The 23405-nt window shown below is 68.5% G+C and carries 22 protein-coding genes and 1 pseudogene; 10 read left to right on the forward strand and 13 right to left on the reverse strand.

All coding sequences use genetic code 11. The features are described 5' to 3' along the window. Positions 1 to 545 precede the first annotated feature (545 nt). A complete protein-coding gene (locus ACIBZJ_RS05105) occupies positions 546 to 728 on the forward strand; it encodes a hypothetical protein (protein ID WP_395925635.1) in 183 nt (60 codons plus the stop codon). A gap of 189 nt (positions 729 to 917) precedes the next feature. Here ACIBZJ_RS05105 and ACIBZJ_RS05110 read toward each other — a convergent pair whose 3' ends face one another. Both ACIBZJ_RS05110 and ACIBZJ_RS05115 read right to left on the reverse strand, forming a co-directional pair. Continuing rightward, positions 918 to 1955, reverse strand: coding sequence for an SDR family NAD(P)-dependent oxidoreductase (locus ACIBZJ_RS05110; RefSeq protein WP_395925637.1), 1038 nt, complete (start codon positions 1953 to 1955; stop codon positions 918 to 920). A gap of 219 nt (positions 1956 to 2174) precedes the next feature. Next, a complete protein-coding gene (locus ACIBZJ_RS05115) occupies positions 2175 to 2843 on the reverse strand; it encodes a TetR/AcrR family transcriptional regulator (protein WP_395925639.1) in 669 nt (222 codons plus the stop codon). An 83-nt stretch (positions 2844 to 2926) separates the two neighbouring features. Between ACIBZJ_RS05115 and ACIBZJ_RS05120 the strand changes: the two genes are divergently transcribed. From ACIBZJ_RS05120 to ACIBZJ_RS05135, 4 genes are all read left to right on the forward strand, one after another. Continuing rightward, a complete protein-coding gene (locus ACIBZJ_RS05120) occupies positions 2927 to 4669 on the forward strand; it encodes an AMP-binding protein (protein WP_395925641.1) in 1743 nt (580 codons plus the stop codon). After that, the gene (locus ACIBZJ_RS05125; RefSeq protein WP_395925644.1) at positions 4666 to 5451 is read left to right on the forward strand and encodes an enoyl-CoA hydratase/isomerase family protein; all 786 of its coding nucleotides are present in this window, start codon (positions 4666 to 4668) and stop codon (positions 5449 to 5451) included. Before ACIBZJ_RS05120 ends, ACIBZJ_RS05125 begins: the two co-directional genes overlap by 4 nt. Positions 5452 to 5513: 62 nt before the next feature. After that, positions 5514 to 6191: an SDR family NAD(P)-dependent oxidoreductase gene (locus ACIBZJ_RS05130; protein WP_395926031.1), complete on the forward strand. Its 678-nt coding sequence runs from the start codon at positions 5514 to 5516 to the stop codon at positions 6189 to 6191. A gap of 31 nt (positions 6192 to 6222) precedes the next feature. Next, positions 6223 to 7956 (forward strand): CocE/NonD family hydrolase, encoded by a 1734-nt coding sequence (locus ACIBZJ_RS05135; RefSeq protein ID WP_395925646.1) that lies wholly within the window; start codon positions 6223 to 6225, stop codon positions 7954 to 7956. A 120-nt stretch (positions 7957 to 8076) separates the two neighbouring features. On the opposite strand, the gene ACIBZJ_RS05140 is transcribed toward ACIBZJ_RS05135, so the two are convergent. Further along, positions 8077 to 8985, reverse strand: a complete 909-nt coding sequence (locus ACIBZJ_RS05140) for a helix-turn-helix domain-containing protein (protein WP_395925648.1) — start codon at positions 8983 to 8985, stop codon at positions 8077 to 8079. Between the two features lie 227 nt (positions 8986 to 9212). Between ACIBZJ_RS05140 and ACIBZJ_RS05145 the strand changes: the two genes are divergently transcribed. The 5 genes from ACIBZJ_RS05145 to ACIBZJ_RS05165 are packed head-to-tail and all read left to right on the forward strand — an operon-like array spanning position 9213 to position 13165. Beyond that, entirely contained in the window at positions 9213 to 10103 is an 891-nt protein-coding gene (locus tag ACIBZJ_RS05145) for an SGNH/GDSL hydrolase family protein (RefSeq protein WP_395925650.1), read from the forward strand. Next, positions 10100 to 10867: an SDR family NAD(P)-dependent oxidoreductase gene (locus ACIBZJ_RS05150; RefSeq protein ID WP_395925652.1), complete on the forward strand. Its 768-nt coding sequence runs from the start codon at positions 10100 to 10102 to the stop codon at positions 10865 to 10867. Before ACIBZJ_RS05145 ends, ACIBZJ_RS05150 begins: the two co-directional genes overlap by 4 nt. Before the next feature lie 33 nt (positions 10868 to 10900). Further along, positions 10901 to 12427 (forward strand): flavin-containing monooxygenase, encoded by a 1527-nt coding sequence (locus tag ACIBZJ_RS05155; protein ID WP_395925654.1) that lies wholly within the window; start codon positions 10901 to 10903, stop codon positions 12425 to 12427. Continuing rightward, positions 12424 to 12591: a hypothetical protein gene (locus ACIBZJ_RS05160; RefSeq protein ID WP_395925656.1), complete on the forward strand. Its 168-nt coding sequence runs from the start codon at positions 12424 to 12426 to the stop codon at positions 12589 to 12591. Before ACIBZJ_RS05155 ends, ACIBZJ_RS05160 begins: the two co-directional genes overlap by 4 nt. A 49-nt stretch (positions 12592 to 12640) precedes the next feature. Continuing rightward, positions 12641 to 13165 (forward strand): flavin reductase family protein, encoded by a 525-nt coding sequence (locus tag ACIBZJ_RS05165; RefSeq protein ID WP_395925658.1) that lies wholly within the window; start codon positions 12641 to 12643, stop codon positions 13163 to 13165. A gap of 180 nt (positions 13166 to 13345) precedes the next feature. On the opposite strand, the gene ACIBZJ_RS05170 is transcribed toward ACIBZJ_RS05165, so the two are convergent. The 10 genes and pseudogenes from ACIBZJ_RS05170 to ACIBZJ_RS05215 all read right to left on the reverse strand — a co-directional run bounded on the left by ACIBZJ_RS05170 (position 13346) and on the right by ACIBZJ_RS05215 (position 23365). Next, a complete protein-coding gene (locus ACIBZJ_RS05170; protein ID WP_395925661.1) occupies positions 13346 to 14440 on the reverse strand; it encodes a zinc-binding dehydrogenase in 1095 nt (364 codons plus the stop codon). 16 nt (positions 14441 to 14456) lie between these two features. After that, the gene (locus ACIBZJ_RS05175; RefSeq protein WP_395926033.1) at positions 14457 to 14690 is read right to left on the reverse strand and encodes an SDR family oxidoreductase; all 234 of its coding nucleotides are present in this window, start codon (positions 14688 to 14690) and stop codon (positions 14457 to 14459) included. Further along, positions 14673 to 15196: pseudogene (locus ACIBZJ_RS05180) on the reverse strand (SDR family NAD(P)-dependent oxidoreductase); the annotation flags it as partial. The pseudogene ACIBZJ_RS05180 and the gene ACIBZJ_RS05175, both read right to left, overlap by 18 nt. Then, positions 15193 to 16176, reverse strand: coding sequence for a cyclase family protein (locus tag ACIBZJ_RS05185; protein ID WP_395926035.1), 984 nt, complete (start codon positions 16174 to 16176; stop codon positions 15193 to 15195). The pseudogene ACIBZJ_RS05180 and the gene ACIBZJ_RS05185, both read right to left, overlap by 4 nt. A gap of 5 nt (positions 16177 to 16181) precedes the next feature. Next, positions 16182 to 17396 (reverse strand): acyl-CoA dehydrogenase family protein, encoded by a 1215-nt coding sequence (locus ACIBZJ_RS05190; protein WP_395925663.1) that lies wholly within the window; start codon positions 17394 to 17396, stop codon positions 16182 to 16184. Beyond that, the gene (locus tag ACIBZJ_RS05195) at positions 17393 to 18331 is read right to left on the reverse strand and encodes an alpha/beta hydrolase fold domain-containing protein (RefSeq protein ID WP_395925665.1); all 939 of its coding nucleotides are present in this window, start codon (positions 18329 to 18331) and stop codon (positions 17393 to 17395) included. The genes ACIBZJ_RS05190 and ACIBZJ_RS05195 overlap by 4 nt, the downstream gene beginning before the upstream one ends. A gap of 584 nt (positions 18332 to 18915) precedes the next feature. Beyond that, complete coding sequence (locus tag ACIBZJ_RS05200; RefSeq protein ID WP_395925667.1) at positions 18916 to 20571, reverse strand: AMP-binding protein; 1656 nt, start codon at positions 20569 to 20571, stop codon at positions 18916 to 18918. Between the two features lie 14 nt (positions 20572 to 20585). Further along, positions 20586 to 21494 (reverse strand): SDR family NAD(P)-dependent oxidoreductase, encoded by a 909-nt coding sequence (locus ACIBZJ_RS05205; RefSeq protein WP_395925669.1) that lies wholly within the window; start codon positions 21492 to 21494, stop codon positions 20586 to 20588. A gap of 11 nt (positions 21495 to 21505) precedes the next feature. Then, positions 21506 to 22597 (reverse strand): acyl-CoA dehydrogenase family protein, encoded by a 1092-nt coding sequence (locus ACIBZJ_RS05210; RefSeq protein WP_395925671.1) that lies wholly within the window; start codon positions 22595 to 22597, stop codon positions 21506 to 21508. 3 nt (positions 22598 to 22600) lie between these two features. Then, complete coding sequence (locus ACIBZJ_RS05215; RefSeq protein WP_395925673.1) at positions 22601 to 23365, reverse strand: enoyl-CoA hydratase/isomerase family protein; 765 nt, start codon at positions 23363 to 23365, stop codon at positions 22601 to 22603. Positions 23366 to 23405 lie beyond the last annotated feature (40 nt).

Genomic DNA, 23405 nt, shown 5'->3' on the forward strand with positions numbered 1-23405 from the left:
TTGACCGGAAGAAACGGAACAGTAGACATGACTCGTGCGCGTGCTTACGGAAGCCGGATCGCTCTTGTGGCGTCCGCCGCTGCGGTTGCTGTACTCGTTTCGGCAGCGCAGGCTTCTGCCTGCATAAGCCCATGGTGATACTCGCTTAGTCACACACGCGGGGGATCCACCACCACGTGGATCCCCGTTTCTCGCTTGGCGGACATGTGCGGTGGACCGCTGCAGCCATTGCGTCGGCACTTCATGCGGCCGGAACCGAACCGACCGGTCGGCGGAGTACCTGGGGCCTCGCGGGCTGGCCGATCGGCGCCGACGTCGTCCCGGCGCGACTGGGTCGCCTACGCTCTGGGCCCCTGTTGAGGGCGGAAGCGCAGCGCCAGGCCCAGTCCGCGGCCCGGACGGGCAGGCGTTACCGGTGAACCCGTGCGGTCCTCGGCCGGCACCGGGAACTGGCCGATTAAGTCTTTGGTCTGATGTGCTGGCCGTTACCGAGCACTATTCTGGCGGCGTCCTCATCGGACATTCCCGATACGACGGAGACCGCTATGGTCGAGCCCAACGTTTCTCTCCGGACGGACGCCCACCCCTACCTCCTCCCGATCCTCGTCGCCATTGTGGTGGCGTTGGCCCTGACCGCGGTCGTGGTCGCAGTCGTCGTGCAACAGGGTGGCGCCCCCGCCTCCACCACTGACGTCGTCTCGCAGGGCACCTGGAAGATCTGGTTGTAGCACTCGCCCCGAACGGTTCGTCCGGGGACGGGCCGTTCGGGGTGGTGTCCACCCGCACGAGGCCAGAGGACGTCTCGTCACTCGGATAGGTCTGCCGACCGGGCGTCGTGGAGGATGGCCGGGTGTCATCGCCGGTCATCACCGCGTCTTGCAGTGAGTGGATCGAGCCGTTCACCGGCCTGTCCCGGGCTAGGTTCGGGAGGCTGGTGCGGCTGGTCCACTACAGGCCGGACCACCGCCGGCCGATTGCCGGGTCCTGGCCCCGTGGCCGAGGCGCTGCTTGGCAGCGATGGCCGTCTCCATCTCGTCGAGACCGCTGAACGGGATTTCGAATTGACTCACATCGTCGATGTCAGAGAGGTGTGCGACAAGTTCTTCAACGCTAGGAGGCTGCGTCCCAGGGACGTACCAGCCCTCGGTCGCGCCGACGAAGAGGCGCGAATACTTGCCGCCGAGCGCCGAGTACATGTGCTGCGAGCTAGCGCACGCCCGACTGGCGAGATAGACCGCGAGCGGAGTGACGAAGTCAGGCGTCATGCCTTCGGCGATCTGCCGGCCTCGCTCGCCGGCGGCGACGAGCCACAGTGCGTCCGGCCGCTCAGCGAGCGGCGTGTCACCGAGGCGGCCGCCCATCGCGTTCGGGAACAAGCAGTTGACCGCGACTCCGGCGGGCGCCTCTTGCGCGATGACGTTCATCAGTCCGATCAGAGCGGTCTTGGCCGAGCCGTAATTGGCCCGAAACGGGTTCCCGAAGATCCCGGACTGGGAGCTGACCAGTACCAAACGTCCGTACCCTTGGTCCGCCATGCGCCGGTAGGCGGGCTGGCAGACGAAGAAGGCGCCCTTGACGTGAACGTCGTGCACCGCGTTGATGTCACGGGCTCCAAGCTCTCCGAAACGCCCGTTGCGCTGGTTGCCGGCGTTGCTGACCACTACGTCGATACGGCCGAACGTCTCCAGGGCGGCATCGATGACGGCTTGGCCACCGGCTTCCGTGGCCACGGTGTCGTAGTTGGCGATCGCCGTGCCACCGGCCTCACGAATCTCGCGCACGACCCGGTCGGCGTAGCCGGTGGAGCTACCTTCCCCGCTGGTGCTTCCACCGAGGTCGTTCACCACGACCGCGGCTCCTCGGCCGGCCAATTCGCGGCTGAACGCGGATCCGAGACCGCCTCCTGCTCCGGTGACGACGGCGACTTGGCCGGTGAAATCAACCTCGGGACTCATACTTGCGCTCCTCTCCCGGCAGCGCAGGCGACCACCAACGCCGTCCACCCGGCCGTTGCAACCCCGGCGTCCACGCCAACGCGCCGCCCGGAGCACGAGGTGCTGGGGAATAGATCTAGTTTATTTAACCAGTAACTGTTCGCCGGGACGGAACGGTCGTCGTTGAGCGGTCTCCGGAAGGCGTGAGTCGTGTGTTCGCCACCGGCATCGACCGGCGCGTCAGGCGCCGGGTGTGTCCGTCGTGGCGGCGAGACCGTGCAGCAGGAGGTCGGCCATCTCGGTGTAGGCCTGGCCGGCGGTGAGCCCGGTCGAGGCGAGCAGAACCCCGGATTGCACCCCGTGGATCGCCAGGGCGATGAGCTGGCCGGCGAAGTTGCCGTCCACGGACCGCAGCGTTCCGGCGCGGATCCCGGAGTCGACGAGTTCTCCTACGCGGCGGGCTGCGGCGTTCGAGTTGTCGGCGTAGATCGTCGCGGTGGGCGCGAAGCCGACCATGTCAGCGTAGAAGGTGGGCGAACAGCGGCTCATCGCCGTGCCGACCCCCGCCAGATACGTGCTGATTCGGCGCCGGGGATCTTCGACGGCCGCGACGGCCTGTTCGATCTGCTCGGTCGCCTGCCGGAAGAATCGTTTGGTCAGCGCGATGACCAGCTGTTCCTTGCTCCCGGCCACGCTGTAGAGGGTCGCCTTCGAGCATTGCAAACGCCGCGCCATGTCGTCGACGGTCAGCGCCGAGAAGCCCTCGGCCAGGAGGAGTTCCTCGAGCGCGACGAGCAGTTGCGCGCGGCGCTCCTGATCCACCCGGCGGCGACGCACCGACCGGGTGGGCTCGGGGGTGGATCCCGGGCCGGCGAACGGAGCGAGAGGGGCCGGCGGTTGCCGGCTCATGGCGTCGTCACGAGAGCGACGGTACTGCCTGCACCGGATTCCCGAAGCGCCGCCGAACCGATTGGGTATTGACAAGGGTACGAATGATCTCGTTATCGTACCCAGCAGTGACCGGCTCGCACCCCTTCTTGATTCATCGAGGAGCCTCTGTGTCCGCACCTCCGTCTCCCCCGGCCGGCCCGACGAACGTGGATTCCCGTATCGAGCAACTCCGGAGTCGGTTCTGCGATCCGGACGCCGAGGTGGCCGCCCTGCTGTGCGACGACCACCCGGCGGACGGGGTCGCGCTCACGACGGTCGATCCGAACGGCCGATCGACGGATCTGACCTACGGACAGGTGCGGGAACGGTCGATCCGATGCGCGCGGGCGCTGGAGGGTCTGGGCGTCGGTCGCGGTGACCGGGTGGCGTCACTGATGGACAAGAGCCCTGATCTCGTGGTGCTCATGGTGGCGGTGTGGCGCCTGGGTGCGGTGTACGTGCCGTTGTTCACCGCGTTTGCACCGCAGGCGATCGCCCTGCGCCTGGAGGGGTCCGACGTCAGGGTGATCGTCGTCGACCCCCGGCAGCGAACCAAGCTCGTTCCCGGCGACGACCTCCCCGACGACCCGGACCGTCGAATCGTGGTCACCGGCGACGAGCCGCCGGCGCACGACGACGATCTGCTACTGACGCGGCTGGAGGCCCGGGCGTCGTCCGAGCCGCTACCCCGAGTCGCGGTCGGCGGTTCCGGGGCGCTGGTGCACATGTTCACCTCCGGCACGACGGGCAAGCCCAAGGGCGTCGTGCATCCGGTGGCCTATCTCGCCGGTTGGCAGGGTTACCTGGAGTTCGGTCTGGGGGTCACCGCCGAGAGCGTGTACTGGTGTGCGGCCGACCCGGGCTGGGCCTACGGGCTGTATTCCGCCATCGCCGCCCCACTGGCGGCCGGGCGCTCCACTCTTCTGGTGTCCGGCGGGTTCAGCGTCGAGCGGACCTGGCGGGTGCTCGCCGAACACCAGGTCACCGACTTCACGGCCGCGCCCACCGTCTACCGCGGCTTGCGGTCTTCGTCGGTCCCCGTACCCGGCGGGCTGGCCCTGCAACGGCTGTCCAGCGCCGGCGAGCCGCTGACGCCCGAGGTCAACGAATGGGCCGAGGCTGCCCTCGGCTTGCCGGTGCACGACCACTTCGGGCAGACGGAGGTCGGCATGGTGCTGGCCAACTGCCACCACCCCGCGCTCGCGCGACTGATCAAGCCCGGATCCATGGGCCGCGCGATCCCGGGCTGGCAACTCACGGTCCTCGCCGAGGACGACGACGCCCCGGCTGCCGCCGGCGCGCTGGGACGGGTCGCGGTCGACGTCGCGGCGAGCCCGATGATGACGTTCACCGAGTATCAGACCACCGGCCAGGCAGCGTCCAAGTTCACCGCCGACCGCCGCTGGTACCTCACCGGCGACTCCAGCCGGGTCGACGACGAGGGCTATTTCTTCTTCTCCTCACGCGACGACGACGTGATCATCATGGCCGGCTACCGGATCGGGCCGTTCGAAATCGAGTCGGTGCTGGCTCAGCACCCCGCTGTCGTCGAGTGCGTCGTCGTCGCCGCGCCCGACGAGGTCCGCGGTGAGGTCATCGAGGCCCACGTAGTACTGCGCGATGACACCCCCGGCACACCCGAACTCGTCACCGAACTCCAGCAACTGGTCAAGACCCGGTACGCAGCGCACGCCTATCCGCGCGCCGTGCACTTCCACGACCGGCTGCCCAAGACGCCGAGCGGCAAGCTCCAGCGCTACCTCTTGCGCGATCGCGCCCGGCCGTCCACGGCGGCCTCCTCGTGATCGAGCCGCCCGTACTCGTCGAGCAGCGCGGCGACATCCGCTGGCTGACCCTCAACCGCCCCGGCCGGCGGAACGCCTTGGACAGCGCCCTCATCGCCGCACTGGACGAACAGGTCACCGTGGCCGACGCCGATCCTGACACTGCGGTGGTCGCCGTCACCGGCGCCGGCCCGAGCTTCTGCGCGGGCGGGGACTTCGACCAGTTCCTCTCCCTCGATCGCGACGGCATCCACCCGGTGCGATTCCTGCAGCACGTCTCCGGCTGCTTCACCCGGATCACCGCGGCCGCCACCCCCTGGATCGCCGTCCTGCACGGACACGCCATCGCCGGCGGGCTGGAACTGGCCCTCGCCTGTGACCTGGTGGTCGCTGCGGACACCACCCTCATCGGCGACGGCCACCTGCGTCACGGTCTGCTGCCTGCCGGCGGCTCCAGCGTGCGCCTCCCGGCGGCCGTCGGACACGGCCTCGCGCGGCGGCTGCTGCTGACCGGAGAGCTGCTGCCGGCCACCGCGTTCGCCCCCAGCGGCTGGATCGACCAGATCGTGCCCGAACCCGTGCTGGAAGCGACGGCGATGCAGGTCTGCCGCCAGATGGCCGACCGCTCCGGCCCTTCCCAGTCCGCGTTGAAAAGGCTCCTGCACCGCATCACCGGCGCCGACCCGGCAACCGCCTTGCAGGACGAGCTCGACGCGTTCGCCGACAACTGGACCGACCAACCGGTCAGCGAGGCCCTGGAAGCATTCCTCGGCGACCGGACCACCCCGAGGAGAACGGCGTGACCGAGCGTTACCACGGCCGGGTCGTCGCCGTCACCGGCGCCGCCCAGGGCCTCGGCCTGGCCATGGCCCGGCGATTCGCCGCCGAAGGCGCCACAGTGGTCATGGCCGACCGCTCGGAGGCTGCCCTCACCGAAGCCGGAAAGGAAGTAGGCGGGCGCGCCGACGTCGTGGACGTGACGTCCTCCACCGAGGTCACCGACTGGGTCGCCGCGGTCACCGCCGATACCGGTGGCATCGACGTGCTGGTGAACAACGCCGGCATCATTCGCGACAACCGTGTCGAGGACATCACGGACGACGACTGGCACGCGGTTCTCGACGTCAGCCTCACCGGCTCCTTCTACTGCGCCCGCGCCGTCTACCCGGGAATGAAGGCACGCGGCTACGGGCGGATCGTCAGCTTCTCCTCGATGTCCTGGCGCGGCAACTTCGGACAGGGCAATTACGTCGCCGCCAAAGCCGGCCTCGTCGGACTCACCCGCACCCTCGCCCTCGAGGGCGCCCGCCACGGCATCACCGCCAACGCCATCGCCCCCGGCCTCATCAAAACACCCATGCTCGCCTCGATGAACGGCCCGGCCCGCGACAAACTCACCGCCAAGATCCCGATGCGTCACACCGGCCGACCCGAAGACATTGCCGAAGCCGCCGCGTTCCTCGCCTCCGAAGCAGCCGGCTACATCACCGGCGTCGTCCTCGACGTCGACGGCGGTATCTCCATCGGCTCCTCCATCCGCTGAAACCCGCGATTCGCTCAACGAGGAGAGATCGATGAAGCATGTGTTCGAACGCGACGTCCCGATGCTCGCCCGAGACGGGGTGACCCTGCGCGCCAACGTGTGGCGTCCCGTGGAGGGCAAAGCTCCGACGCTGCTGATGCGCCTGCCCTACGGCAAGCATCAGGACGCGTTCACCGGTGACGAGCCGGCGTCTCTGCTGCCGTCCGTCACGGTGCTACTCGAAGCCGGGTACGCGGTGGTCCACCAGGACGTCCGGGGAACGTTCGCTTCCGACGGCGTCTTCCGGCCGAAGCTCAACGAGATCTCCGACGGCCAGGACACCCTGGCCTGGCTGGCCGAGCAGGACTGGTACGACGGCACGGTCGGTACCTACGGTGCCTCCTACATGGGCATGACCCAATGGGCGCTCGCGATCGCCGACAATCCCGGCCTGAAGGCCATCGCGCCATCCGTCGCCGCGGCGAATTGGTACACCGGCCTGTGGTATTCCCCCGGCGGCGCGCTGTCTCTGAGCCTGGTCACGATGTGGACCGCACTCATGTCCTTCAACACCGAGCAACGAGCACTCGAACGGGGAGAGACCAGTGACACCAGCCGCATGATGCGGTTCGGCGGTGCCCTGCAGGATCCACTGCCCCTCAACGACACCCTCCCTGTCGCCGGGATTCCGCTGGTCGGCCAGGGGCAGTGGTTTGACGACTGGCTCGCGCACCCTGACCACGACGACTATTGGGCGGCCCAGGACTGGACGACCTCGATCACAGCGGTCACCGTCCCGGCGCTGTTCAGCACGGGCTGGTACGACCTCAAGATCCCCGGGACCGCCATCGACTTCGTCCAGATGCGCACCCAGGCAGGCTCCGAGCAGGCTCGGGACCATACCCGGATGATCATTGGCCCCTGGGACCATGAAAACAGGACCGGCCGCTACCCCGACCGGAACTTCGGGCCCCACGCGAGCGCGGACCTCGACGCCGAACACGTCGCCTTCTACGACCAGTGGCTCCGTGGCCGTCCCGCCGAAGCTCCCGTGCCCCGCGTCCGACTGTTCGTGATGGGCGTCGACGAGTGGCGCGACGAGCAGGACTGGCCACTGCCCGGCACCCGGTACACGGACTACCACCTGCACAGCGCGGGCTCGGCCAACACCAGCGCCGGAGACGGCGTCCTTCAGATCGGCGCTTCCGCGGCCGAGAGCAGTGACGTCTTCCGCTACGACCCCCGGGATCCGGTGCCGACCACCGGTGGGGCTCTTCTCCCCACCGTTCCCGGCCTGGTCGGCCCGGTGGACCAACGCGCCGTCGACGGCCGCGACGACGTCCTTTGTTACGCCACGCCGGTCCTCACCGAGCCGGTCGAGGTGACCGGCTTCGTCAACCTGGAGGTATTCGTGTCCTCCACCGCCGTGGACACCGACATCACCGCCAAGCTCGTCGACGTCTTCCCCGACGGCCGTGCCATCAACGTCTGCGACGGAATCCTGCGACTGCGCTACCGCCACGACCTCTCCCGCCCCGAGCTGATGACCCCCGGCGAGGTCTACGAGGTCACCGTTCCGATGGCGGTGACGTCCAACGTCTTCCTGCCCGGCCACCGGATCCGCCTCGACGTCTCCAGCAGCAACTTCCCCCACTACGACCGCAACTCCAACACCGGCGGCGTGATCTCCTCCGAAGCCCTGGACGACATGGTGGTCGCTGAGAACACCGTCCACCACGGCGGGGCACGGCCCAGCCGCCTCGTGCTTCCCCTCATCAACCGGTGAGGACGCTGCCGCCTGCGTGCGCGTCCGTGTGCGCAGGCGGCAGCGTCGAACCAGCGTGCGACCGGCGGCCTCGAACTGCTCGCGTCTCAGCTCCCGGCCCCCACTCGCGAGCGGTGGCGCTCAGGTTCTCGACGAAGGAGCGTCCAGCGTCCGCACACCGGACAAATTCACGATCGATTCGCGCATCCGACGCGCCACGTCGAGGATGTCCGGCCCGGTGAGCTTGCGCGGGAGATTGAGCACGACGAACGCGAGTTCAACGCGTCCGGCGTCGTCCAGCAGCGGGATTCCGATCCAGTCGACGTCCTGCGGCTCGGGCTGCCGGTAATCCAGGATCAAATACCGCGAGCGGCGCATCTCGGCGATCATTTCCTGCACGAGCACCGGGTCCTCGGTCCGGAACGAGCTGTCGAGCCCGTCGAAGGCCCGTTCCATCCGGGCCTTGACGTCCAGCCGCGCGGTGGCCAGGAAGCCGGCGGAGCGCAGATGTTCGAGGGCGCTGAGGTTCAGCTCGATCTCGTTCGGTAGGAGGGGCGGCTGCGCGCGGCTGAGCCACTCCTGGATGTCGGCCATCGGTCGGCCGGGAAGGAACAACACACCCATCGGCGGTGTGAAGGGGTTCGCTCGGGCGCCCACGCGGAACAACGTCGTGACATGCGTGGGATCGCCGGCGTGGGCCAGCGGAACGATCCAATTGTCGAAGTCGGCGCTGACGACACAGTGAGAATTCAGCTCGGCGGCGACTTTTTCCATCGCCGGGCGCAAAACGCCGATCAAATGACCGCGACGTCCCAGCGCGGCCGTGCCGATGCCGGCCAGCACGGGCCCCAGGCGGAACTGTTTGGACTCGTTCTCACGCAGCAGGTACCCCGCCTCCACCAGCGTTTCGACCAGCGCGTGGAGCGTCGATTTGCTGATCCCCACCCCCTGCGCGAGCTCGGTGAGTGTGAAGGTCCGAAGTGGATGCTGCGCGAGGAAGTCGAGTACCGCGATGACACGACGGGTCGGGTTCGACGGCGATCCGGCCACACGTCCCCCTTGACCCTCGAGCGTCGGCTCACCGTAGCAAGACCGTTGACGTGACCTGACTCACGGGTTAGCGTTGTTCGACAATTAGAATACTAGTTCGAATACTCGAACGGAGCCAGTGCATGGTGGCAATCGCTCCCCGAGATCTCTTACGAGGGATACCTGTCGGCTCGGCTCGCCGAGTACCGGATTCCTGCGGCCGCCGTCTGCCCGCCGACACCTGGGACGTGGCCCGCATCCCGGCCGGAGCGCGCCTGGAGTTCCGTAGCCGCGCCGAGTCGGTGGACATCACGCTCGCCCTGTCCGATCGGCACGAACTCGCCCCGCCGACCACATCGGCTGCGGTCTCGGTCTGGCGCGGCGACGAGTTCGTCGGCGCGATCGACATGCCTGCCGACAGCGGGCCGGTCACCGTCGCGACCGTGCCCGGCGCGGAGTACACCGTCTTTCTTCCCGACGCCTTCCTGCCCGAGGTCACCGCGGTCGTCCCGCACGGCGGGACACTCGAGCCATCACCCGCCCGGCCGCGGTGGCTGGCCTACGGCGACTCGATCACGCAGGGGTGGTCGGCCTCCGATCCCGCGCTCGCCTACCCGGCGATCGCGGCGCGCCTGGACCATCTCGACGTCCACAATTTGGGCTTCGCGGGCGCCGCCCGCGGCGAAATCCCGGTCGCCGAGCATCTCGCGGCCACGCCCGCCGACGTGATCACGCTCGCCTTCGGCACGAACAACTGGTCAGCGATCCCGACCGGCGCGGCGCACCTCGCCGCGATCCTGCGCGACTTCGTCTCGGTGATCCGCTCCGCCCAGCCCGACACCCCGATCGTCGTACTGAGCCCGATCATCCGGCCGGACGCCGAAAACCGGCCCAACGTGATGGGCGCGAGCCTCGTGCAGCTGCGCTCGGCGCTGGAAGCCACCGCTTCCGAGCTCGCGGCTGACGACCTCGCACTGTTCCTGATCAAAGGTAGATCCCTCGTGGCTCCGGATGACCTCGTCGACGGCATCCACCCGGGAGACCACGGGCATCGGCGGATCGCCGACGCGCTCGTGCCGGTCCTGGACGCAGTGCTCGCCCGTGCCGGTTCGGCACCGGTCGCGGAGGCCCGGGCATGAGCGCCGGGCTGGACCTCGGCCTGGACGGGAAGGTGGCCGTCGTCGTCGGCACCGGCCCGGCGATCGGTGGTGCGTGCGTGACCGCGCTCGCCGCCGCCGGCGCCCGCGTGATGTGCTGCGATCAGGACGCCGCCGCAGCGCAGGCCGCCGCTGAATTCGCTCGCGCTCTCGACGTGGAGGCCACGTTCGCGGTCGTCGACGTGCTGGACCGGAGCGCCGTCCGCACTGCGCTGGACAGCGCCGTCGCCGAATTCGGCCGCGTGGACGTCGTGGTGAACGTGGTAGGCGCCTCACTGTGGTCACTCAGTGCCGAGACCGACGATGACGAGTGGGACCGGGGCATCGCCCTGAACCTGCGGCAGCAGTGGGTCGTCGCGCAGGAGGCGCTGCGGTACATGATCCCCGCGTGCCGGGGCAGCGTGGTCGCGATCAGCTCGGTGAGCGGGCTGTCGGCCGCGACCCGGCACGGGTCGTACGGTGCCGCCAAGGCCGGTCTGATCAATCTGGTGAAGACGCTGGCCGTGGAGAACGCCCGGTACGGCATCCGGTTCAACGCGGTTGCGCCGGGCTCGATCGATACACCCGCCCGCGCGGGCGACGACGCCCTGGCCGCCAGGGTCCCCCTCGGCCGGCGGGGCCGACCCAGCGACATCGCGAACGCCGCGGTGTTCCTCGCCTCCGACGCGGCCGCCTACATCACCGGCCAGACCGTGGTCGTCGACGGGGGCGTCACCTCCGCGCACTCCCTGATCGACCTCGGCTGACGACCGGCCCCTACCGCTGGAGTACCGATCACCATGCTACGTAGCGTCATTCGACGGAACGACGAGAGTCCGTCCATAACCATCATCGGCGCCGGCTTCGCCGGTATCGGCATCGCGGTGAAACTGCGGCAGGCCGGCTTCCAGCGGATCACGCTACTCGAGAAGGCCGAGGGGCCGGGCGGCACCTGGTGGGCGAACACCTACCTCGGAGCCGAGGTCGACACGCCCTCCGTGCTCTATTCGTACTCGTGGATGCCGTGGAACTGGACCCGCACCCACGTTCGTCAGGCCGAACTGCAGAGTTACCTGGCCCAGGTGCTCGACCGCTTCGGTCTGGCCGGCTCGGTCCGGTACGGCGTCGACGTCGATCACGTCGGCTGGCACGAGGAAGAAGGGATGTACTCGCTGCACTCGGCGTCCGGCGAGATCATGCGGGCGAAGTACGTCGTGAGCGCCGTCGGCCTCCTCAGCGACCCGAAGCTGCCCGATCTCCCGGGCATGGAACTCTTCCCGGGGCCGATCTTCCACTCCCAGCGCTGGGACCCCGAGGTCGACCTGAACGGCGTCCGCGTCGGAGTGGTGGGCTCCGGGTCGACCGCCACCCAGGTCGTGCCCGCACTGGCCGAGGTGGCCAAGCAGGTCACGATGTTCGCCCGCGAACCGAACTGGGTCGTGCCGAAGAAGGCGCGGGCCTACACCGACGAAGAGCGCTGGGCGCTCGACTCCCGGCTCGCCCAGCGCCTGTTCCGCGCCAAGATGATCTACAAGCGAGACCGGGGGCAGTTCGGTGGCGCCATCTGGCGGCCGGGTACCCGGGAGAACAGCGGCGCCGAAAAGGTCGCGCGTCAGTACATCGAACAGTCGCTGCGGGACCGGCCGGATCTGATCGAACTGGTCACCCCCCGCTACCCGTACGGCGGCAAGCGGCCGGTGATCAGCGACGACTTCTACCCTGCTCTGCTGGATGAACACGTCCAACTCGTTCCGCACGGGGTGCGCGAGGTCACTGCGCAGGGGGTGATCGATGCCACTGGTACCGAGCACGCGCTGGACGTCGTCGTCCTGGCCACCGGCTTCAAAGCCGACTTCCTGTCCACGTTCGAGGTGACCGGCCGGACCGGCCGGACGATGCGTGAATACTGGAAAGGCGACGAGCGAGCCCTCCTCGGCGTCATGGTTCCGGAGTTCCCGAACTTCTTCATCATGTACGGGCCCAACACCAACGGCGGAACGATCGTCACGAACATCGAGCTGCAGGCCTCGTACATCCTGGCCGCCATCCGCCGGGTCGAGCGCAGCCGGGCCGCCACCGTCGAGGTGCGTCCCTGGGCCGCCGACCTCTTCGACGTCGTGACGCAGCGAATGCTGGCCGGAACCGCCTTCCACTACGAGAACAATTACTACCGCAGCGGTTCCGGCCGCATCGCCACCCAGTGGCCCGACGGCGTCCTTCTCTACGGGACCCTGACCAAACTCCTTCGCGGACCCGTGCTGAGGGTCGAGCGGCGACTGGGCCGGAGCGCGCAACGCCCCGCCGTCAACTCGGAGAGTGCCTCGTGAAGAAGAGCACGGCTGCGGTCGTCCTGCTGCCTGCCTGCGCCGCCCTCGGAGCGGTCGCGTGGGTCAAGGGCGGCCGCGTCGTCAAGTCGTTCAAGATCCTCGACGCCATCGACATCCGCACGGTCAACACCGTCGTCGACGACGCCGGCTCGGCCGAGGACTGACGCGTCAGGAGCATTCCGGGTGTCCCACGATCCCTGGGGATGGGAATTCATGATCAAAATCGCCTCCGCCGCGGACGCCGCGGAACAGCTACGCCAGGCCTATGGATGCTTTCCGTCCGGCGTCACCGCTGTTTGTGCACTTGTCGACGGCATTCCGGTCGGAATGGCCGCGAGCTCGTTCACGTCGGTTTCGATGAATCCACCGCTGGTCTCGGTCTGCATCCAGCACAGCTCCACGACGTGGCCGAAAATTCAGCCGCGCTCCCGGCTCGGAGTCAGCGTCCTGGCCGAAGGGCAGGACGCCGAGTGCCTTGCCCTCTCGAGCAAGGGCCAGGACCGGTTCGCCGGCATCGCGTGGACCCCGTCCCCCGACGGCGCCGTGTACGTCAGCGGAGCCACCGCCTGGCTGGAATGCTCACTGGAGGCCGAGCTCCCGGCCGGCGACCACCTCATCGCCCTGTTGCGGATCCACGGGTTACGCGCCGAGCCCGCGCGCTCCCCTCTGGTCTTCCACGGCAGTGTGTTCCGATCGCTCGCCGCCGTGTCGGGTGCGCCGAACGGGGCCGCCGGCTGAACTCCACGCGCGCCTCGGTGCGCGCCGAGGCGCGCAGCGTCCTGGCCGGCGGTGTGCTGACCGTCGGCGCGTCCGGCGAACGGCCCCGTCGCGGGCAGCCGAGGGCAGCTCACTCGGCTCTCCGGACGAGGCCGGCGGCCTCCGTGCCGATGCCCACGGACTCGGACGCTCCCGCCTCGCTCAGTCCGCCCGCCCGGGCTCCACCACGCACTTGACGGGAACCCCAGTGGCCGCGGCCGCGATGGCCTGCTCCGTCTCGTCGAGACCGAAACGCCGCGACACGAGCCTGTCGACGTCATGGAGCGCGCCGATCCGGGGGGCCAGCGCAACCGTGTGGTGCAGGTCCTCGGGCCGGTAACCGAGGCTCCCGATGACGACCTGGTTGGCGTTGTTGAGCCGAACCGGCTCGAACGGCACCGATCCTTCTCCCGAGTAGAGCCCGGCCACCACGTATCGGGCCGCCGGGGCAAGCAGCGTGAGACCCTCCGCGAACGCGGCCTGCTGGCCGGCAGCTTCGATCAGCAGATCGGCCCCGCGCCCGCCGGTCAGATCCCGGACGGCCTCCCGACGCTGTTCGGCGGTCGTGCCGGCCAACTCCACCACGTCGGTGGCCCCGAGGTCGCGGGCGACCCCGAGCCGGGCGGTCGGCGCACCGATCACGATGATGCGCGACGCGGGGCTCAGTGCGGCCAGCACCGTGCAGGCCAGCCCGACCGGCCCACTGCCCTGGATCACCACCGTCTCCCCGATGCGGACGCCACCGGCACGGCGCAGAGCACCGAGCGCCGTGGGCATCGCGCATCCGAAGGCGATCACGGCGTCCGACGAGACGCCCTCGGGAACACGGGCGCAGACCGTCCGGGTCGTCAGTGTGGCCACGGTCTGGAAGGCCGCGGGACTCGCGCGGCCGACCGGAACCGGCCAGTCGTAGCTGGAGCACAGAATCGGTTCGTTGCGCACCACGCACGCCTCGCAGCGGAAGCAGGCGCTCATCGTCGACCAGTACACCCGGTCTCCGGGACGGAGCGGGGTACCGACGCTGTCCGATCGGAAGGCGCGTCCGAGGCTTTCGATCGTGCCGATGCCTTCATGACCCAGCGTGAGCGGCTGTTCGGGCTTTCCGAGATCGCCCGCGAGCCGATGAACGTCCGAACCGCAGACACCCGCCGCCACCACCCGGACATGCGCTTCGTCCTCGGCGAGGTCCGGCAGAGCCAATTCGTGGATGCGGAGTGGCTCTGCCGGCGCCTCGAACCCGACTACTCGATTGTTCACGGCCGGATCCCCTCACTCAGTACTTGGTGAGGCCGCCGTCGATCGCTATCGCCGCCCCCGTCATGAAACGCGCGCGATCGGAGACCAGAAAGACGATCAGATCGGCGATCTCCTCCGGCTCGGCTTTCCGATCGATGACACCGGGTGTCGTGCGCGCCGACGAGCCGGGCTTTTCGGCTGCCACGGCGAGCATGGGGGTGTCGACCAGACCGGGCATGACCGCCGTGCACCGGACGCCGTGCCCGGCCATCTGGTGCGCGATCGCGCGGGACAGTGCGTTCACACCGCCCTGCTCGCCGGATAGGCAGTGCTCGTCAGACCCATCGCCGCGGCCGCAGAGGACAGGTTGACGATGGCCCCGCCGGTCTCGATCAGCGCGGGCAGCGCGTACTTGCACATCAGGAACGTGCCGCGGAGATTCACCGCGAGTACCCGCTCGAAGACGTCGTCCTCCACCGACCGGATGTCACCGTCGGCCGAGAGTGTGATCGCGGCACTGTTGACCAGCGCGTCGAGACGCCCGAATCGCTCCGACGCCATGGAGACCGCGCTCCGCACGTCGTCCGCGCTCGACACGTCGGCCCGGAGCACCAGGTGCCGGCCTTCGTACGGGGCAACCACGTCCGGCTTGATCTCGTGGACGTCGACCAGCACCACTTGCCAGCCCGCGGACAACAGCGCAGTGCTCGTGGCCAGTCCGATGCCGGAGCCGGCACCGGTCACGATCGCGGTTTTCGGGCTCACCGCACTCGTCATTTGATCGCCAGCGGGTTGAGGGGCGATCCCACGCCGCCCACGATGCGCAGCGGCGGGGCGACGAGCTGGAACTCGTAAACACCGTCGGCCGCGCAGTCCGCGGCCAGCGCGGTCAGGTCCCACAGTTCACCGAACGACATTCCCATGTCACGCAGGCAGAGCAGGTGCATCGGGAGCATGTTCCCGGGGATGTCCGACGCGACGTCCTCGACGCCGGTGTTGTCGGCGGCCAGAGCCGCGACCTCGCGTTCGTGGAACCAGGCTGCACTCCGCCAGTCGAGGCCTGCGGCCGGTGACTTGTCGCCGGTCTGCCGGAATCGGCCGGCCCATCCGGTGTGGACGAGAACGATGTCCCCGCTGCCGACTTCGACGCCCTGGGCCTCGGCGATCGCCGAGAGCTCGTCGGGCAGGATCGTCCGGCCGTGGGCGGCGGCCAGCTCGTCGCCGCGGTGCCGGACCACGTCCAGTAGCACCCCGCGCGACGTGATGCCCTTGGCGTCGGCCTTCTCGATACCGAGGCGGAAGGCACCTTGGCTGGTCACTGTGTCCGCGCCGAAGCCGTTGTACATCTGACCGTCGTAGTAGACGTGCGACAGGGCATCCCACTGCGTGGCCGCCTGGGTGTGCATGATGATCATGTCGTCGTTGAAGCGCAGGATGTCCTTGCCCATGAAGGCACCCAGCTCCTGAGCCAGGCCGTTGGCGCTCCACCCGGGCCACAGGTCGGCCGGGGCGTTCACGTCCCCGCCGTCGACCGTCATCACGTGGGTCGGGTTCCGGCGGAACAGCAGCTCTCCCTGCGGTCCCGTGGGGCTCAGGTCCAGCCCCAGCGGGAGCACGGTGCCCTTGCGCACCAAGCCCGCACTCTGGATCACCTTCTGAGCCGTGATGTAGTTCAGCGCACCGAGCTCGTCGTCCGAGCCCCATCGGCCCCAGTTACGGACCTGCTTCGCCAACGCGTGGAAGTCGTTCATCGTCATTGTTCTCACGCATCCAAACCCTTGGAGACCCACGCGCGCAGGATCGCGCCGCCGGTGGGAATGAGGTTCGCGCGGTCCACGTACAGGTGGTTCCGCATGACGTCCATGTCGGCCGCCAGCCGGGCGAGCACACTCGGCCGGCGTACGCTCGCAGAGCCTCCCCACGAGTTGCACCACTGGACGAGATCGTTGGCCCGCAGATGCACCCAGGCGGACACGCGGTTCATTCGCGCGTCGTCGACCGGCGTCAGCGGGTTCCCCGCGCGGATGCTGTCCTCGACGTCCCGGAACGTGCGGTAGGTGTAGTCGCGAAAAGCGTGGTAGTCAGCTTCCCGCTCCGCGAACTCGTACCGGAACATGTCGGACTCGCCGATCGTGCCCTGGTACCCGACGCGCCCCTTGCCGGCGACGATCTTCGTGATCTCGTCGAACGCGCGACTCATGACACCGAGGGCGACAGCGGCGTGGCCCGCGTAGACCCGCCCCATGAAGCCCAGCCGGAAGATCGGTTCGTCGCGCCGGCAGGTGCCCACCGGATCGGCGATCGCCCGCGACACCGGGAGCGCGTGCCCCTCGGGCACGAAGACGTCCCTCGCGGCGTAGTCCCAGCTCGCGGTCGCCTGCATTCCGGCGACGTCCCAATTGCCCAAGAACTCGATCTTGTCCCTGGGCATCATCGGGAAGACGAGCTCCTGTGCGTCGCCGAAGAGAACCGGCGAGCCGTCCTCGTTCTCGACCAGGGACCCGCCCGCGATCAGCGTCGCGAGGCTGGAACCGCTGCCGAACTGCCAGCGGCCGGTGACCCGGTAGCCGCCGTCGACCTTGACCGCCTTGCCCAGCGGCGCGATGTGCCCGATCGAGATGCCCCGCGGGTGCCCGGTGAGCAACTCGCGGGCATCCTCCGGTGCCAGAAGCGAGGAGATCATCCCGTTTCCCTGCCCCGCAGCCAGGCCGACCCAGCCCGCCGAGGGATCGGCACGGGACAGTTCCTCGAGCATTCCGATGTACTGGACGATGTCGATCAGCGTGCCGCCGAACTCCTCGGGCACCAACGCCCAGAAGATGTCGTTCGCCCGCATCGCGTCGGCGACGTCGTCGGTGAGCCGTCCCGCCTTGCGCGCGGCGTCGGACTGGGAGTCGATCAGGTCGTACAGACCGCGCGCCCGGTCGACGAAGCTGCCGTCGAGTCGCTGCGGGGCGGGATCGCCGATCAGGGTCATGACTTGTCCTCCGCGTCGATTTCCGGGGTGACCGCGGGCAGGGCACGCCGCACGAACTCTCCCGCCCTCGCGATCGATGTGTCCGCGGCGATGTCGCGCCCGGCCATGTACTGGAAGACGTGCTGCTGACCGGCGTAGACGTCGAGCTCGACGTCGGTGCCCGCCGCGTCGGCCTGCTCTTTGAACTCGCGGCCACCCCCCAGTAGTGCTTCGTCGGCGCCGAACGCCAGGTACATCGGCGGGAGGTCATGGGCGCCCCCGGAAAGGGCGGTCAGGTAGGGCTCGTCCGCCCCGCCCGCGATCAGCGGTAGCAAGGCCTGGGCGGCCGCACGCGTCGCCAGCAGGTCTCGGCCCTGGTTCTCGTCGTAGGTCGAGCTGTGCCCGTCGATGTCGTAGAACGGCGAGAAGGCGACGACGGCCGCCGGGCGTCCGAGGCCTTTGTCCCGCAGGTACTGGGCGAGGACGGTGGCGAGCAGACCGCCTGCGGAGTCACCGGCGAGAACGACTTGCTCCGCCGGGTGGTAGTCGTGCGATACCAGCCAGTTCCAGGCCGTCACGGCGTCGTCGAGCTGCGCCGGAAACGGGTGCTCCGGGGCCAGCCGGTAATCGATCGAAAGCAGGCTGGTCCCCGCGGCGGCAGCCAGGTGCCCGGTCAGTTTCCGCGTCGCACCGGACGAACCGCCCAGGTAACCACCGCCGTGGAAGTAGAGGATCACCGGCCCGCGCGGTGCGTCGTCCGGCCGCGCGGACAGGCCGTGCAGCCCGTCCACGTCGATGTCTCGGTAGTGAACTCCGGCCGACTCGTCCGCGAGGTCGATCCAGGACGCGTTCTGGTAGCGGGTGAGGGTTATCGGGGAGAGTCGTCCTCCCGCTAGCGCAACGGTCTCGTCGGACCAGCGTCGATATAAGTCGGCTAGTGCGTTCGAGGTCGTCATGTGTCTCCTTTGACATCGCCTCGTCCACGTTGTTCGAATATTCGAACAGGCCTTCACATATTCGAAATACTAACCGTGTGATGTAAGGCACGTCAATATTTAGCTAAATCATTAGTCGCCTCCTGTAGCGACGACTCTCCGCCGTCGGCAGATCCGGTTTGGCCGTTCCGGCCATCGGGCGCAACCGCCCGGCCGACGCCACGGCACGGAGGGAGCAGGCGCTGGGCGGGCTCGACGGTGTCCCTCGTTGCGGCGATCCGGCGAAGCTCCCGGATCTGATCGTCGAGATGCGCCATGCCGGCACTTGATGCTCGATCTCGCGCCGACCGCGCCTCAGACCACCGGCTGCGCCGTTCGACGACCGCGGACACGTCCAGTTGGACGACGGCGCGGCCGTGATCACCGAGACCCCCGGCGCCACCGGACGGCCGATGCACCTGCGGCTCTCTCCGTCGGCCGTACCTGACGCAGACGTGGGAGGTGACCGGGACCGTCCTCGGCCGGCCCGTTCGCGGTTTACTCTTCCACGAAGAGGCAGGCATGCAGCCCGGAGCTCGTCTCTCCGTGACCGAGGATGGAATCCGCTACGACCTGGACGGTGTGGATGGCATGGGGTGAGAGCTCCCCACCCGCGCTCGTAACTCGTTCTTGAGCACCTTCATGCTGGAATTCCGCGGCAACCGGTCGACGAGAAACACGCGGCGCGGACACTTGAAGTTGGCGATCTTCTCGGCGGCCCAGGCGAGAAAGGCATCCTCGGTCAGAGAGGCTCCGGGACGCGGCACGACGAACGCGATCGGCACCTCCCCGAGCCGCTCGTCGGGCGCCCCGACCACCGCGATCTGATCCACCGCCTCGTGCCGGCCCAGGATCAGCTCCACTTCCGCCGGGTAGACGTTGAATCCACCGACGATGACCAGGTCCTTTTTGCGGTCGGTGATGCGGAGGTACCCGTCCTCGTCCTGAACGGCGACGTCACCGGTGTGCAACCACCCGTCGCTGTCGATGACCTCGGCGGTGAGCCCCGGCTCCTGCCAGTACCCCGACATGACGTGGTAGCCGCGAGTCAGCAACTCCCCCGGCCGGCCGGCCGGCACCTCGCGGCCGTCGTCGTCGGCGATGCGGACTTCGACCTCCCAGGAGGGCCTGCCGATGGTGGTGGCGATCCGCTCCAGGCTGTCGACGCCCTGCACGGTGGTGGTCACCTGCGACGTGGCCTCGGTGAGGCCGTACCCACCGTGAATACCCTCCGGCCGCAACTCCTCGTACACCCGGTAGACGAGCTCGGGAGGAATCGTGGTCGACGCGATCAGCACGTTCCGGATCGAACTCAGGTCGTGACGATGCCGCTCCGGCGAGTCCAGGATCGACTGGAAGATCGTCGGCGGGCCGAAGAGGATCGTGACCTTCTCCTGCTCGATGGTGGTCATCACGTGACGAATGTCGAAGACCTGCTCCGGGATGATGGTGACGCCGTGTACGAGGCACGCCATCCACCCCGCCTTGTAACCGAAGGTATGGAAAAACGGGGGGATGATGAGGTAGCGGTCACCGGCCCGGAGGCCCAGCATCTTCGCGTAGCCACCGTGCGCGCGCAGGGACTGCCCGTGGGTGAGCTGCACGCCCTTCGGACGTCCCGTGGTCCCGGACGTGAACATGATGTCCGACAGATCGTCGGGCCCGACCGCGCCGATCGCCGCGACGGCGTCCGCGCGCGGCACCGACTCGCCGGACGCCAGGAACGCCTCCCATCCGATCTGGTCCGCACTCACCGGACCGGACAGCACGACCGTGCGCAACCCCGAGAGTCCCGGATCGACGTTCCGCAGCATTTCGGCGTAGTCGGTGCCGAGAAAATCCGTCGTCAGGAACACCGTTTCCGCTCCGCTCTTGCGCAGAACGAAGGAGGCTTCCTCGCCCTTGAAGCGGGTATTCACCGGAACCAGAACCCCACCCGCGCCGAGGACACCCAGCGCGGCGGCAACCCACCGTCCGCTGTTGGGTCCCCAGACGGCAACACGGTCGCCGGGCCGTACGCCCAGAGCCACGACGGCGCGGACAGCCGCGACCATGTCGTCGGCGAGCTGGGCGAACGTGCGGCGCCCGTCCTCGGCCACGAGTGCCTCACGAAGCGGGTGCCGCTCGGCGGTCATTCGCAGCGCGTGGGGAATACTGCGGCACTCCACGTCGTAACGAATGCGAGCGTCCTGCGGGATGTACCACCAAGGATCCTGGCTCATGTCCGTGTCCTTCTTCAGCTGAGTGGCGCGACCCCGGGAACCCGGCCGCCGGCGAAAAACTCCGCGGAACGCGCGGTGAGCTCCTCGACCGTCCAGCGCTTCTCACCCACGGTCAGGTGGACCTCCGTCTCGATCGGCGTCTGGAGTTCCACGTCGCCGGCGTAGCAGGCGAACACCTTGCCGGAGATGTGACCGGCGCCGGGGCTCGCGAGCCAGGCGACGACCGGGCTGATGTTCTCCGGAGCCCGGATGTCGAAGCTGCCCTCGACGGCCTGCGGGTAGTCGGGGATCGAGCTGAGCGTCATCCTGGTGCGCGCGCGGGGCGCGATCACGTTGACCGTGACGCCGATGCTCGCCAGCTCGCGCGACATCGTCATCGTCATGCCGACGATGCCGGCCTTGGCCGTCGCGTAGTTGACTTGCCCGACTCCCCCGAAGAACCCGGACTCGCTACTCGTGTTGACGATGCGGCCGTAGACGCTTCCGTCACCCGCTTTGGCTTTGGTGCGCCAGTACTCGGCGGCGAAACGGGAGGGCGCGAAGTGGCCCTTGAGGTGCACCTCCATCACCGCGTCCCATTCGTTCTCGGAAAGCTTCCAGCTCATCCGGTCACGCAGGATGCCGGCGTTGTTGACCAGCACGTCGAGGCTGCCGAAGGTCTCGACGGCCTGGGTGATCAGGCCTTCCGCGGCTTTCCAGTCGGCGCAGCTGTCGAGGTTGGCGACGGCGCGGCCACCGGCGGCTTCGATTTCGGCGACTACCTGCTGCGCCGGTGTGCCGTCGCCGCCCTGGCCGTCACCGGCGGGGCCAGGATCGTTGACGACTACCGCGGCGCCCTCCTGAGCGAGCAGTAACGCGTGGGCCCGGCCCAGTCCACGGCCCCCGCCCGTGACGACGGCGACCTTCCCGTCGAGTGATCCCATTGAATGTTTCCTCAGAGGTTGATGCGGTCAGCGAGGACCTGGCGGTGGTGATCGGAACTTCCCAGCAACGCTTGCGAACTCTTGGCGCGCTTGAGGTAGAGGTGCGCGGGGTGCTCCCAGGTGAACCCGATCCCTCCGTGGATCTGGATGTTCTCTCCGGCAGCGAACAGGTACGCGTCGATGCAGTGTGCTTTGACCAGCGGCGCGACGATACTTGCTTCGTCGTGGCCGACCGCGGTTGCCCACAGCGCGTAATACGCGGCGGCGCGGGACGATTCCAGTTCGACGAGCATCGACGCGCACTTGTGCTTGATGGCCTGGAACGAGCCGATCGGTCGCCCGAACTGCTCGCGAACCTTCGCGTAGTCGACGGCCATGTCCAGCACCTGCCCGGTCCCACCCAGCGCATCGGCGGCGAGCGCGACGGCCGTGCGATCGAGCATCGTCTCCACCGCCGCGGCGGTGGGCTCCGGTCGGGCGAGCAGCCGGGCGGGGGCGTCGTCGAAGGTCAGCCGGGCCAGGCGCCGGGTCTGGTCGAGAGTGTGCAGCGGTTCACTGGTCAAGCCGGGTGCGTTCCCGTCGACCGCGAAGACCGCCGGGCCGTCGGGAGTGCGTGCGACGACGAGGTACAGATCTGCTCCGTGCCCGTCGAGCACGAAAGACTTGTGTCCCCGGACGAGGCCGTCGGCTGCAGTGGTCGTGACGTCCTCGAGGCGCCAGGATCCGCCGTCTTCGGCCAGCCCGACGGCCGCGATCGTCTCGCCGCTGGCGATACCGGGCAGGAGGTCGGTCGCACCGACGGCGAGCGCGAGTTGCGCAGCCATGACACACGATCCGAGGAACGGTGAGACGACCAGGGCCCGGCCCATCTCCTCCAGCACCACTCCGAGCTCGACGAAGCTGAATCCGGAGCCGCCGTACTCCTCAGGGATGGCCAAACCGGGCAGCCCCAGCTCGGTGCTCATCCGCTTCCAGAGCTGGCGGTCGAAACCGGCGGGTTCGGCCATCTGCGCGCGTACCGCGGCCTCGGGCGAGCGGTCGGCGAAAAACTCGCGCAGCACGCTCTGCAGTGTGCGCTGCTCCTCATCGAGCGCGAAGTCCATCGGTTACGCCTTTCGCGCGCGGAACGTCTCGGGTACGGCCCGGTACTCCGGGGTGTCGTGCGACTGGCTCTCGGCCGCCAGCCCGTAGGGCAGCGTGTGCACCGCGGCTTGCCGAATGTGCTGGTTGAGCAGCGCTTTGGTGTCTTGCACGGCTTGCGGGGGCAGTGCGGCGATCCGTTCCGCGGTCGCGCGTGCTTCGGTCATCAGTTCGTCGGGAGCGACGACGCGGGTTGCCAGACCCATGGCGACGGCCTGCTCGGCCGCCACGCGTTCACCAGTGAGCAGGAACGACTTGGCCCGCAGCAATCCGGCGTTCAACGGCCACGTCACCGCGCCGCCGTCGCCGGCGACCAGTGCGACCTGCACGTGGGGATCGGCCAGAAACGCCGTCTCGCTGATCAGCACGACATCGCAGGCCGTCACCAGCGTGCAGCCGAGCCCTACCGCCGGGCCGTTGACCGCGGCGACGACCGGAACGTGGACGTTGACCAGCTCCTCGAACAGCTGTCGGCCCAGCCGGAGGGAACGGCGGCGCAGCTCGAAGTTCTCGGCGAAGCGGGTGAAGTCCTCGATGTCGCCCCCAGCGCTGAACGCACGCCCTGCGCCGGTGAGGACCACGACGCGCGCCGAGAGGTCGTTGCTGATCTCGCGTAACGCGGCAGGCAGCGCGTGATGCAGTTCGTCGTCGAAAGCATTGAGCGTGTCCGGCCGGTTCAGCGTCAGGATGCGAACCGCGCCGTCAGCCTCGATAGTGACCGCATCTTTCATGGAAATAGTTATACGTTATGGCGGACTAGGTGCGCCAGGG

The organism is Cryptosporangium sp. NPDC051539 (genome assembly GCF_044454545.1).
Taxonomy (GTDB): Bacteria; Actinomycetota; Actinomycetes; order Mycobacteriales; family Cryptosporangiaceae; genus Cryptosporangium.